Annotated in this window: 9 protein-coding genes; 7 read left to right on the top strand and 2 right to left on the bottom strand. The window is 38.4% G+C overall.

Going from position 1 to position 12,150, the window contains the following annotated elements; genetic code table 11:
* The first annotated feature begins 77 nt into the window (after nt 1-77).
* The 4 genes from CSC80_RS02055 (at nt 78) to CSC80_RS02040 (ending at nt 4,909) form a co-directional block, all read left to right on the top strand.
* Nucleotides 78-455, top strand: a complete 378-nt coding sequence (locus CSC80_RS02055) for a VOC family protein (protein ID WP_058103690.1) — start codon at nt 78-80, stop codon at nt 453-455.
* Nucleotides 456-767: 312 nt separating this feature from the next.
* Nucleotides 768-3,395, top strand: a complete 2,628-nt coding sequence (locus CSC80_RS02050) for a glucosidase (RefSeq protein ID WP_099189445.1) — start codon at nt 768-770, stop codon at nt 3,393-3,395.
* Nucleotides 3,396-3,476: 81 nt separating this feature from the next.
* Complete coding sequence (locus CSC80_RS02045; RefSeq protein ID WP_058103688.1) at nt 3,477-4,289, top strand: helix-turn-helix domain-containing protein; 813 nt, start codon at nt 3,477-3,479, stop codon at nt 4,287-4,289.
* Between the two features lie 74 nt (nt 4,290-4,363).
* Entirely contained in the window at nt 4,364-4,909 is a 546-nt protein-coding gene (locus CSC80_RS02040) for a cupin domain-containing protein (RefSeq protein ID WP_099189443.1), read from the top strand.
* A gap of 5 nt (nt 4,910-4,914) precedes the next feature.
* Here the strand turns inward: CSC80_RS02040 and CSC80_RS02035 are convergent, their stop codons facing one another.
* Both CSC80_RS02035 and CSC80_RS02030 read right to left on the bottom strand, forming a co-directional pair.
* Entirely contained in the window at nt 4,915-7,734 is a 2,820-nt protein-coding gene (locus tag CSC80_RS02035) for an Npt1/Npt2 family nucleotide transporter (RefSeq protein WP_099189441.1), read from the bottom strand.
* Between the two features lie 28 nt (nt 7,735-7,762).
* Nucleotides 7,763-8,668, bottom strand: a complete 906-nt coding sequence (locus tag CSC80_RS02030; RefSeq protein WP_058103685.1) for a serine hydrolase — start codon at nt 8,666-8,668, stop codon at nt 7,763-7,765.
* Between the two features lie 266 nt (nt 8,669-8,934).
* Here CSC80_RS02030 and CSC80_RS02025 point away from each other — a divergent pair, with 266 nt between their 5' ends.
* The 3 genes from CSC80_RS02025 to CSC80_RS02015 are packed head-to-tail and all read left to right on the top strand — an operon-like array spanning nt 8,935 to nt 12,142.
* Nucleotides 8,935-9,996 (top strand): pyridoxal-phosphate dependent enzyme, encoded by a 1,062-nt coding sequence (locus tag CSC80_RS02025; protein ID WP_099189437.1) that lies wholly within the window; start codon nt 8,935-8,937, stop codon nt 9,994-9,996.
* An 8-nt stretch (nt 9,997-10,004) separates the two neighbouring features.
* On the top strand, nt 10,005-11,078 hold the full coding sequence (locus CSC80_RS02020; protein ID WP_099189433.1) for a DUF1611 domain-containing protein: 1,074 nt from the start codon (nt 10,005-10,007) through the stop codon (nt 11,076-11,078).
* Complete coding sequence (locus CSC80_RS02015; RefSeq protein WP_099189431.1) at nt 11,075-12,142, top strand: dipeptide epimerase; 1,068 nt, start codon at nt 11,075-11,077, stop codon at nt 12,140-12,142. Before CSC80_RS02020 ends, CSC80_RS02015 begins: the two co-directional genes overlap by 4 nt.
* Nucleotides 12,143-12,150: the final 8 nt, after the last annotated feature.

The following is a 12,150-nucleotide window of genomic DNA, read 5'->3' as shown; positions in this document are numbered from 1 at the left end:
ATTGCTCCTTTGAAAAGCGGTTGGTCATATTGTTTTGAATGCGTTATTTTAGAAGCCGATAAAGACATTTAACAATTATGAATTTAAATCAGGTAACCGTTCCTTCCTTAAATGTTGAAAATGCTATTCTTTTTTATGAAAAATTAGGATTAAAATTAATAGTAAAATCGCTTCCCAATTATGCAAGGTTTGAGTGTCCGGATGGTAATGCCACTTTTTCCATTCACCTAACAGAAACATTGCCACAGGGAGATGGAGTCTATGTTTATTTTGAATGTGAAGATCTAGATGCTCATGTAGCCTCACTTAAAGAGAACGGTATCCAATTTGAAAAAGAACCTACCGATGAGAGGTGGTTATGGAGAGAGGCAAGATTAAAAGACCCGGATGGCAACCAGCTGATTTTGTTCTATGGTGGTGAGAACAGGCTAAATCCGCCATGGAGAGTTAATTAAAGCATTGAATTCAGTAAATAGGAACTGCATTTGCATTTATAAAACCACATAAAATTGTATAATTATAACAATGTGTTGTATATATCAAATGGGTCCGTAATGTTTCATTATGTAGTTGTTAGATAATTCAAGTTGTTTTTAGTAAGTTGACATTGATAGTGCTGTAATTGTAATAATTGAACAATACTATTCATTTGATGTCTACGTTAATCATTCAAATGTTATAACAAATAGTATTTTAGAACTTAATTCATCTATTTAATTCTAAACTAAATCATTTAGATCAAGGAATAGTAAAATTGAAAAAACCCTATGAATTTTAAAAACGCCGAGGAAGAAAGGTTAGCCGTAGCGGATAATTATAAAAATTGGAAAAGATGGGGTCCTTATTTAGCTGAACGGCAATGGGGTACTGTTAGGGAAGATTATAGTCCGCAAGGGCATGCGTGGAGTTTTGTTGGTCACGATAAAGCCAGAAGTAATGCGTATAGGTGGGGAGAAGAAGGTATTGGAGGTTTCTGTGATTCTAGAGAAATATTATGCTTGGCACCTGCATTCTGGAACGGTAAAGATGCCATTTTAAAAGAACGCCTTTTCGGGTTGACCAATGATGAAGGTAACCATGGTGAAGATGTTAAGGAGCTTTATTTTCATCAAGTTTCTACACCCACGCACTCATATGCCAAATATTTATATAAGTATCCGCATAAAAAGTTTCCGTATGCAGAGCTGGTTAGAAAGAACAGAAATAGAAATAGGGAACAACCAGAATTTGAAATATTAGACACCAAGGCATTTGCCAACAATACATATTTTGACTGTTTTATAGAATACGCTAAAGAAGATGTTGGTGATATTTTAATGAAGGTTACCGTCATCAATAGAGGACCAAGAGCTGCAAATATCCATGTACTGCCGCATTTGTGGTTTCGTAATTTTTGGAAGCACAACCGTAGGTTTGAGCGCCCTGAAATGAAGGCTATTTCAGATAATTCCGTACAATCCCGTAGCACTAGAAATGGGCGCTATTATTTTTATCATGAAAAGGGAGAGCAGCTATTTTGTGAGAATGAGACCAATAACGAGCGTATTTATAATGTACCCAATGAGGTAAAATATGTAAAAGACGGTATTAATAATCATGTAGTAGATGGTATGCCAACCGTAAACCCAGATAAAAAAGGATCAAAATTTGCCGTTTGGCACAAACTTCGATTAAAATCTGGAGAAGAAAAAACCATTAAAGTACGCCTAAGCAAGAAAAAGCTTGATGACCCTTGGAGTAGTTTTGATGCTATCTTTGATAAAAGAATTAAAGAATGTGAAGATTTCTATGGTGATATCTTAAAGAAAGAACTTCCGGCCGGGCAACAAGAAATAGCCAGAAAAGCTTTTTCGGGTTTATTATGGACCAAGCAATTTTATTACTATGATGTATATAAATGGCTTTTTGGTGGTCCGGGAGAACCAAAACCTTATAGAACGGATTCTCGTAACTCTCGCTGGGAACATTTGACAAATAGGCATGTTATTTCAATGCCAGATAAGTGGGAGTATCCTTGGTATGCCGCTTGGGACCTTGCTTTTCATATGGCATCATTTGTAGAAATAGACCCTTATTTTGCCAAAGAACAACTGCTTTTGGTGCTGAAAGAAAGTTACATGCATCCCAACGGTCAAATTCCCGCTTACGAATGGAATTTCAGTGATGTAAATCCGCCTGTGCATTCTTGGGCCGTTTGGACGGTTTATGAAAAGGATAAAAAGCGAAATGGCAAAGGGGATGTCAACTTTCTAGAGAAAGCATATCATAAGTTACTGGTCAATTTTACGTGGTGGGTTAATCAAAAAGATAAAAGCGGAACCAACCTTTTTGAAGGCGGTTTCTTAGGGCTGGATAATATTGGTGTATTTGATCGCAACCACATGCCAGAAGGTATTACACGTATGCAACAGGCAGATGCAACCAGTTGGATGGCTATGTTTACTTTAAACATGTTGCGTATGTCGTTAGAACTTGCAGCAGTGAACCCTAATTATGAGGATAGTGTTGCCAAGTTCTTTAGACACTTTTTAAATATAGCCTGGGCAATGCACCATATAGGTCAAAAAGATATTTCACTTTGGGATGACGAAGATAATTTTTACTATGATGTGGTAGAAATGGCCAATGGTAAAACAGACCGTTTAAAAGTGAGATCTTTAGTGGGTATTATACCAATGTTTGCGGTAGAGATCATTCACAAGGATTTGTTCGATGAGCTTAAACATTTTAAAGTGAGGGCTGCGGAAATTGTTAGGACCAGACCTGATCTAGCTTCTTTAATTTCCAATATTGAAGAGTTCAACTCAGACGGTAATTATCTGTTCTCCATTATGCGTGGGTTTAGATTGGAGAAATTATTGTTCCGTTTATTGGATGAGAATGAATTCTTATCTGATTACGGTATACGCTCACTTTCTAAATATCATGAAGAACATCCCTATGTTTTCCAACACAACGGACATCATCAAATTTCGTACGAATCTGGGGAAAGTCAATCCAATATGTTCGGTGGTAATTCTAATTGGCGCGGACCAATTTGGTTGCCTTTGAATTATATGATCGTTCAATCTTTACGTAAGTATTATTCGTATTACGGAGATCAATATGTATATGAATTTCCAACGGGATCAGGTGTAAAACTGAACTTGAACGAAATTGCCAATGAGATTTCTAAAAGGCTTATTAAGTTATTTGAGCCCAATGAGAACGGTAAATTTGTCTACCACTCAGAAGATGAGCAGCAATTATTTACGAAAAATGAGCAATTTAAAAATGAACATTTCTTCTATGAGTTTTTTGATGGCGACTCAGGTAAAGGTCTTGGAGCTTCTCACCAAACAGGTTGGACAGCATTAATTGCAAACCTAATTATGGAACTGGAGCAGAATACATAGGTTTATTTATTTAAAATATTGTATATTAGAGTATTGGCTATGTGTTTTGCATAGCCTTTTTAATTATTCAACATTTTACTGATGAAAACCGATACTATACATATATCGAAAATAGTCAAAAATGTTTCCCACACTTCTAATGTTTCTGACTATACTGTTTGCTGGATCAAAGATGAAATAAAAGGGATAGAAATAGATGGTGTCCTTTATGCCAATATTTCCAACTCCATTTTCTTCTTGGACAAAAAAGTACATTGGAAATTGCATATTAAAGACGGAGCTTCCAATACGGGGTACTTGTTGCAATTGTCGCAAGAAGTATTAAGTCACCCTTTACTAAGTAAGTTACATATCAATAAGGTAAGGCTATTTAATACGGGTTCGGTGCCATTATTTAAATTAAGCCCCGGTATTGAAAAACGTACCCAAGCCATTTTAGAGATGATCGATGAACTCTTGGGTTCTCATTTGAACAATAAAGAAGATGCCCTCATTTCTTTGTTGAATACCTTTTTTGTATACTGTGATGGTCAGTGCAACATTAAATCCATCATTGAAAAAAACCATACCAAGTCAAACATTGTATACTCCTATAAACAATTGGTAGATCAAAATATAGAAGTCTCTCATGAGGTGGGTTATTATGCCTCACGCTTAAATATTTCTACAAAGTATTTGAACGAATGCGTTCAAGAAGTGCTTAATGTAAGTTCTAAGAGCATTATAATTGAGCAATTATTGATTCGTTCCAGACATGCGTTAAAATTCTCGAACAAGACTATAAAGGAAATTAGTTACGAGTTAGGTTTTTCTACACCAGATTATTTTAGTTATTTCTTTAAAATACAGACAGGCAGTAAGCCTTCGGTATTAAGAAAGTCCGTTGGTTCTTAATTTCAAGGTTTATACCGTGATTTTCACATTTTAGGCACAGTGGTTTATGCCTAATTTGGCATAAAAACAGAATCATGGATAGACAAAGTTTTATTAAAAAATCAGGCGCAGGTATTAGTTATGCTTTATTCTCAGGATTCATTTTCTGTAAAAGTCAAGATGATGAAGTAGGTACTTTAAATTACAATGACCCAAAGGTTATACGAGATGCCGATGGAGAGGTGCTCAATGTGATAGGAGATATACAGACCCATAAACTTTTGGGCAGCGAAACCAATAATCAAATCTTTGAGTGGGTAGATAACGTTGAACCCGGTGTAGGTATTCCGCCTCATGTACATACAAAGGAAGATGAAATTTTTAGAGTTGTTGAAGGCGAAGTAGAAATCGCGATTGATGGAGAGAGTACGGTCTTAAAAGCAGGTGATATTGCATTTGCGCCAAAAGGAGTACCGCATACATGGAAAGTAGTGGGTAGCCAAAAGGCAAAAATGATTACCTCGGCTTTGCCTGCGGGCATAGAGATAATGTTTCAAGAATTATCAGAACTACCTGCAGGACCACCGGATTTTGAGAAAGTTGCGGAAATTTGTGCTAAACAAGGTATTACCTTTGTGTAATGGCGTTATTTGTCCGAGTTTATAGCCTCATGGGCTATATGTGCAAAGCTCTTAATTTTAGGGTCCGGGTCATCAAGATATTGGGCTACTATGTGTAGATATCTTGGTTCTTTTTGTTGTGCGATAAGATACAATACGGCAAGTTTGATCTTAAGGTCATTGCCCTGTAAAAGAAGTTTAAAACATTCTAATTCCGTTGGTATTTTATGTTTGATTTTTTGAAGCTCTTCTTCAGAAGAAATATCCAGGGCAGATTCCTCAATGATGGGTAGCAATCTACGTTTTAGCTCACCGGTTAAAAGATTGTCCAAAAATTCTATGGCATTATGTTGCGCTTCTTGTTTCTGACTCAGTAAACCTTCATAGGCAATAGCTACATCTTTTTGTTGATAACGTAATCCCAAAAGTTTAAAAATCCGTTCTAACCCAGAATCCAATCTGCGTTCCAATAGCTCTAAAAGACTGGTGCGCGCATCTCTTTCTGCATCGCCAATTTCCTTTTTGGATTTATTTCTATTTCGATATGAAATAATGATTTGGGTGTGCATGGCGGATAAGGTTTGGTGATACAGTTTGCATTCGTCAAAAATGACAGATACCACCTTGTACTTATTAAATTTTAATTGCGGGTGCGTTGCCCGTATAGCACTTAATGCCCTCACTACTTCTAAACGAACCGTAAGGTCTTCATGGTTTAAAATACCCAATAAGTGATGTACGGCTTCCTTGGAATGGAAAGATTGCATTGCGGCCGGTATAAATCGTAATACCGATAAAGGTTGCCGGCGCTCTGCAACATGGTTCTTCAGTATAGGCAAAATTTGCTGACCATATACATTAAAGGCTTCCAGTACTGTTGGTCTAAATGCCTTTTCTGCCAAAAGGGGAATAATGTGCTGTACCATTTCTGGATCGGTTGCCGTACCTATAGCCTTTATGGTGGTTTTTACGATTTCTTCATTTTCATGCTGTAAAAATGCAACCAACCTGTTGTGGAAAATGGGCAGGTTGGCTACTCCCAATATTTCAATTACAGATGCCACGTATGGCAGGTCTTTTTGGTCAGATGCTATGGTTTTCAGTGCCAAGGATATACGGTCCAATAGTGAGTAGCGCTGTTTTAAGGAATAGTTGTTTTTTGCCGCTATAGCCAAGCAATATAGAGCAGCGGTCGCAATACGCTCGTTTGAGTTTTCTAGATACGCATCAAATATGAACGATTTGTCTTTATGGGCAAAACTTAGAATATAGGCCAAAGTGGCAATAGTCAATTCACGGTCATCTATTTTCAATAATTCGGATACCTCTGCCGTCATACTTTTAGAATTTAAAAAGTATAGATTCTGTATAGCCGATAACTTCACTTTATTACTTGGGTGCTCTAACAACAGCTCTACATCATCTGCGAATCTCTTGTCATTGATTTCCATCAATTTATCCAACATAAATAGAATTTGCTCTTCTGTACCTTTCTTAAAAACGGTGCGCATGCCTGCAACTACAGATACTTTGGTGTCCGTGACCTTCCTGGTTTTCTTATAAGAGTCGGTCAGTACTTCTAAATTGTTTCTAAACGTTTTGTAATATTCAATACGTACTTTATAAATAAAATAGAGCCAAAGACATACCAAAGCAATTATAAGAATGCCAATGTAAAAAGAGGGTAGGTCAAGCCCACGTACAACGAATATTAAAAGGCATCCGGCAATTCCTGTAGCCAAACTATCCACCACCACATCAATAAATGATTTGGTCTTGTTTTTTAGCTCAAAAGGTAAGGGCAAGGTCAATAGTTCAGAGGCGCTTTTATGTATGGATTGTTTCAATATGCCATCCATCGCTTTAATGACTACAACGGCAGAAAGTTCAGGAAGCATTAAAAACAAAATACTACCACCAAATATACCAATGGGCAATAATAACAGTGAAAACCCTACACCCCAAATACCCACAATTCTATGGGTGAAAAATAGCTGAATTATCAGCGAAAGTAGATTAAACGTAGAAAACCAAAAAGCAAAAAATGCGGTAAGCTCATCGGCATCCGTAAAAGACGACGACGCAAAATCACTGAACAAATAATCTACCAATTTAGCGACTACGACACTCACGGCTACAATGCTGGCAATATAGGTGAGATGTTTGGATTTTAGTATGAGTTTTAAAGGCGGTTCACTAAGGTTGGTCGCAGATTTATGTTTTTTTACACTACCATTTTTTTTAACGCGGATGTTCCAAATATTTCGCAGAAGGGGAATGCAAAAAAATAGAAGCAGGGCGGCTACGAACATTAAGTTTTCATTGCCGATTATAGGGGCTAGAATAGAAGTTAAGTATCCACCAAAAATTCCACCAATAATGGCTCCCGATCCTATAAAGCCAAACAGTCTTTTAGCCTCGCGAATATTGAACACCAAATTAGCCAATACCCAAAACTGAGAAGCGGATAAAACGGCATAAATGGCAACCCAGATGTAGAAGAAATACAATAGAACGCCACTCACTACCTCAAATGACAATAGAATGCCTAAACCGATCATAATAATAATGGAACTGATCAGGGTAATCTCAATTACTTTTTTAAGCGGGTATTTTGATACCGCCTTTGAGTAAAAATAAGAGGTGGCTACCGCCGTAACGGCAACCAATAAAAAAGCAAAAGGCAATTGTTCAACACCTAGTTCAGAAAGAAAAAGAGCGTTTACCGTAGGTTTTATGATCAGTAATACGGCTATGACCAAAAAAATGTAGGCGAGCATCCAAAGAGATACTTTGAACTCGCCTTCACGTACATCGAATATTTTTTTAATCAGTCTTTCTACCATCAAGAAATGGGCATCTGTATTCCAAGACCTAAAGTACTGGCTTTTTTAACACCTTTTCAATTGGTTTTACTAAATCTCTGATTATTTGTTCTCCATTGGCATCATCTATGAGTGCAACCAGAATATATCTTCTATTGCTGTCTTCGCCCCAAACCAATATGGAATCGGAATGATAGGTACGCCAAGAGCCCGATTTTCTGAACAACCTGGCATTGGGAGCGATCTTATCCAGTGTATTTACAAACTTATGGTGCAGTTCTGGATCTTCCATAATATCTAGCATTTGCTTGGATCGTTTTTCATTGACCAACTTACCGTTCGCCAACAGATAATAATATCTACATACTTGGGTAACAGATGCAGCGTGACTCAGATTTTTTAAGGGCTCTCTGTTGGTTTCACCACCACTGCCGTAACGTTTGCCTACCCAAAGACCGCCTCCTTTTTGTTCATCATAAAAGGCATACTTGGGATCGCACATCACCGATTCTAATTTTTCATACCCCACGCGATCGATCATTCTGGTAGATGCGGCATTGTCAGATTTACTGATCATTAAACGCATATCTTTCTTTACTTCTGCAGTTTCCTTTAGTTCGCCTTTTTCAATAGCATCCATGGCCGCCAATAGAATGGCAATTTTAGGTAGGCTGGCAGCATACATCATATGGTTGCCGTTGACCCTTGCAAATCTCACCTTTTCCGGATTGCTCAGATCAACTAGTCCAACTGCCATTTTCTTTTGCACGATAAGATCGTTCCATTCTTGGTGTGAAGCCAGTTCATCCCTTAAATTGGTTTGCAGAGAACTGTCTAACAATTTTTGCAGGGGTTTGATCTTCGAATTGTCCATACGAAGTGGTAGCTCATTTTGTGCTTGTACTGCGGTACAGCATAGAAGGAAAAAAAGAAAAATAACAGGGGTTGATCTCATTGACGTTCGCTTATTTAAAAATGTAGTCAAAATTAGGTAAAGCACTCATTGGCCATATGTTAATTTTTTTGGTTAGTGCATTTTTTAAAATCACCGTAAAATCAATATAAAGACATATATCGCATAAAATAGGGTGTTAATTTTTAAAATAATTTCGGATTAAATAGTACCTATGCGTCCTTTTTTTTGAGGGCAAATGGGTTAAAAATTTATATCTAATTTCAATAAAATAACTGTATCTTAAAAAATGGAATTTATACAGACTTATGAATCTTAAAGATGGCGTAAAAACGGCTGAGAACAAGGTGTCTACAGAGGCACGAAGGCTTAGTGATATGGTCAAGGATAAGGGTAAATCTTTGGTGGATCGCTTAGAGTGCTTTGAAGATATTATAAGTTTGGAAGTAGGCGATACCGGTCTGCACCGTGCCAAGACTTTAGAACGTGAGTTCGATGTTCGTCAGCTTTATTTAAAATACGAAGGTGATAACCCCACCGGAACCCAAAAAGACCGTATTGCTTTTGCACAATTGTATGATGCGCTACGTCGCGAGTTTAGCGTGGTAAGCTTGGCTACCTGCGGTAACTATGGTGTGGCAATGGCGTTGGCATCGGACCTGGCGGGTATAGCTTGTAAGATTTATATACCGGAAAGTTACCATACCGATCGAGTGATTGAAATGGAAAGCCTAGGCGCAGAGATTATTCGTATACCCGGTAGTTATGAAGATGTGGTTACGGAAAGCTCAAGGTTGGCGGCAGAACATGGCTGGTATGACGCAAACCCGGGAGGAGCCAATACGCCGCTGCAGATTTCTGCCTATGCGCAGATCGCACAAGAGATTTTTGAAGATTTGGGCGACGCCCCAAAATACTGTGCGGTACCCGTTTCTAACGGAACGTTGTTTGCAGGTATTTATAGGGGCTTTGTAAATCTTTACAAAAGAGGGAAGACCTCGCGTATTCCTAAAATGATCGCGGCTTCTTCTTCGCATAAGAACCCTATTGTAGAATCCTATTTGCAAGGTTTGGATCATTGTAAGGATCTTAATCCTGCCGCAATAAAAGAAACCAAATACAATGAGCCATTGATCAACTGGCACAGTTTTGATGGGGAAGAGGCATTGTATGCACTTAAGGAATCTGAAGGGCATGCCTTCAACATTAGCGACAAAAAACTAAAGGAGATGACTTCTCTTTTACATAAAAAGGAAGGGTTCCGAATTTTACCTGCATCGACAGCGGGTTTGATCGGACTCTTAGAATTAGACGAAAAAATGAATTTTGAGCCTGACCGATTTGTGGCGGTGCTCACTGCAAAAAATTAAATATAAAAATGAAAAAAGTTATTGACGGTAAGGCACTGGTGTATTGTGAGGGAGCATTTAATACGCCTAACGGTAAAACGGCACATGGGTTGGTTCGCTTTACCGAACGTTATGATGTGGTTGGTGTGCTAGATGCTAAATATGCCGGTAGAGATGCCGGTGATGTTTTAGATGGCAGACCAAACGGAATACCGGTTTTTAAAGATCTGGAAGCTGCTATTATAGCATTAACGGCCAGCGACAACTTGCCAAGTTATTTGGTAATAGGGCTTGCACCAGATGGTGGTAGGTTGCCACAAGTTGCAAAAGCCACTATAAAAGCTGCGCTGCAACAAGGCTGGAACGTTGACAGTGGTTTGCATGATTTTCTAACGAACGATGCGGCATTGGTTGCATTGGCCAAAGAAAAGAATGTGAATATCAGGGATATCAGAAAAACTCCGGATCGCGATCAATTGCACTTTTTTACGGGAGATATCGAAAAAGTAGACTGTTTAAAATTAGCGGTTTTAGGAACGGATTCGGCCCTAGGTAAACGTACAACTGCCTGGATTTTAGTACATGCATTTAGGAATGCCGGTAAAAAGGCGGAAATGATAGGTACCGGACAAACCGGATGGATGCAAGGCGCTAAATATAGTATGGTGATGGATAGTTGTATCAATGATTTTGTATCGGGTGAAATTGAACATGCCGTGGTCAGTGCCTACAAGAATGAAGATCCAGATGTTATTGTCATAGAAGGGCAGGGGAGCTTAATGAATCCTGCTTACCCGGGCGGATTTGAAATTCTGGCTGCAGGTAGACCGGACTATGTTATTCTGCAACATGCACCAAAACGTTTGGAGTATGATGGGTTCCCAGGATATAAAATGCATTCGTTAGAAGAGCAGATCAATGCCATACAAGTGATTTCGGGTAAAGAGGTAATTGCCATTACCGTAAATCATGAAGGCATGGAGAAAAGCGAAATTCTAGAGGTATGCAAAGCAATTACCCTTGAAACTAAATTACCGGCTTTTGATGTATTGGAGTACGGTGCAGATGATTTAATAGCCATTTTGATGTCAAAATTGAAATGAGAATAACGAACATTTCTTTTGAGCGCTTAGATTTAAAACTCTCCGATCCTTACACGATCGCTTATGAGACTATAGATCGCACCAGTAATTTTATACTAAAAGTAGAGACCGATGGTAAAATTATAGGTTATGGTTGCGCAGCGCCAGATCCTATAGTTACCAATGAAACTCCTGATGATGTTGCACATGCCATAGATAGCATTATTATACCGTATTTAAAAGGCAAGGATCCATTTACCTACGCGCTATTGCTTTTAGAACTTAAACAAGTATTGGGCAAACGGTCTTCTACTTTGGCAATGGTAGATTTGGCATTATTTGATATTATGTCTAAAAAAGCCGAGGTGCCTTTGTACAAGTTTTTAGGGGGCTATCGCAATCAAATTGCTACCAGTATTACCATTGGTATTATGGGTGTAGACGAGACCTTGGCTCAAGCTAGTGAATTTGTAAAGCAAGGATTTGGCATTTTAAAGGTTAAAGGCGGTTCTAACCTTGAAGAGGATATTGCTAAAATGCGAATGATTCACGAAAAGTACCCGAATGTTGAATTACGGTTTGATGGTAACCAGGGCTATTCTGTAAAAGAATCGGTTGCATTTGTGAAGGCTACTGCCGCAATTGGGGTAGAAATTTTTGAGCAACCCACCAAAGTGGAGGCTGAAGAACGCTTGGGCGAAGTAATGGATCAGGTAAATGTGCCTATTATGGCAGATGAAAGTCTAAAAACATTGACCGATGCATTTCGATTGGCACAAAATGAACGGGTAGATATGGTGAATATCAAGCTACAGAAAGTAGGTGGTATTTGGGTGGGTATGCATATCAATTCCGTAGCCAAGGCAGCTAAATTAGATGCTATGGTGGGTTGTATAGATGAGTGCGGACTGGGTATTGCCGCAGGTTTGCACTTTGCCCTATCTAGACCTAATATTAAGTATGCCGATCTAGATGGTCATTTAGATATAATTGATGATCCCTATCATTCCATTTTTAAATTGGAAAATGGAATTTTATATCCGACCGAAAAACACGGTTTAGGTTTCTCTGAGTCGGATATATAAGAGGATCT

The organism is Maribacter sp. 6B07, assembly GCF_002700155.1.
Classification (GTDB): domain Bacteria; phylum Bacteroidota; class Bacteroidia; order Flavobacteriales; family Flavobacteriaceae; genus Maribacter; species Maribacter dokdonensis.
Note: the sequence above shows the minus strand (reverse complement) of the source record. Positions and strands in the feature narration are given on the sequence as shown.

Bases quoted from the DNA above. Each gene is read 5' to 3' on its own strand.
- CSC80_RS02055 (WP_058103690.1), top strand. From the start codon at position 78: ATGAATTTAAATCAGGTAACCGTTCCTTCCTTAAATGTTGAAAATGCT.
- CSC80_RS02050 (WP_099189445.1), top strand. From the start codon at position 768: ATGAATTTTAAAAACGCCGAGGAAGAAAGGTTAGCCGTAGCGGATAAT.
- CSC80_RS02045 (WP_058103688.1), top strand. From the start codon at position 3,477: ATGAAAACCGATACTATACATATATCGAAAATAGTCAAAAATGTTTCC.
- CSC80_RS02040 (WP_099189443.1), top strand. From the start codon at position 4,364: ATGGATAGACAAAGTTTTATTAAAAAATCAGGCGCAGGTATTAGTTAT.
- CSC80_RS02035 (WP_099189441.1), bottom strand. From the start codon at position 7,734: ATGGTAGAAAGACTGATTAAAAAAATATTCGATGTACGTGAAGGCGAG.
- CSC80_RS02030 (WP_058103685.1), bottom strand. From the start codon at position 8,668: ATGAGATCAACCCCTGTTATTTTTCTTTTTTTCCTTCTATGCTGTACC.
- CSC80_RS02025 (WP_099189437.1), top strand. From the start codon at position 8,935: ATGAATCTTAAAGATGGCGTAAAAACGGCTGAGAACAAGGTGTCTACA.
- CSC80_RS02020 (WP_099189433.1), top strand. From the start codon at position 10,005: ATGAAAAAAGTTATTGACGGTAAGGCACTGGTGTATTGTGAGGGAGCA.
- CSC80_RS02015 (WP_099189431.1), top strand. From the start codon at position 11,075: ATGAGAATAACGAACATTTCTTTTGAGCGCTTAGATTTAAAACTCTCC.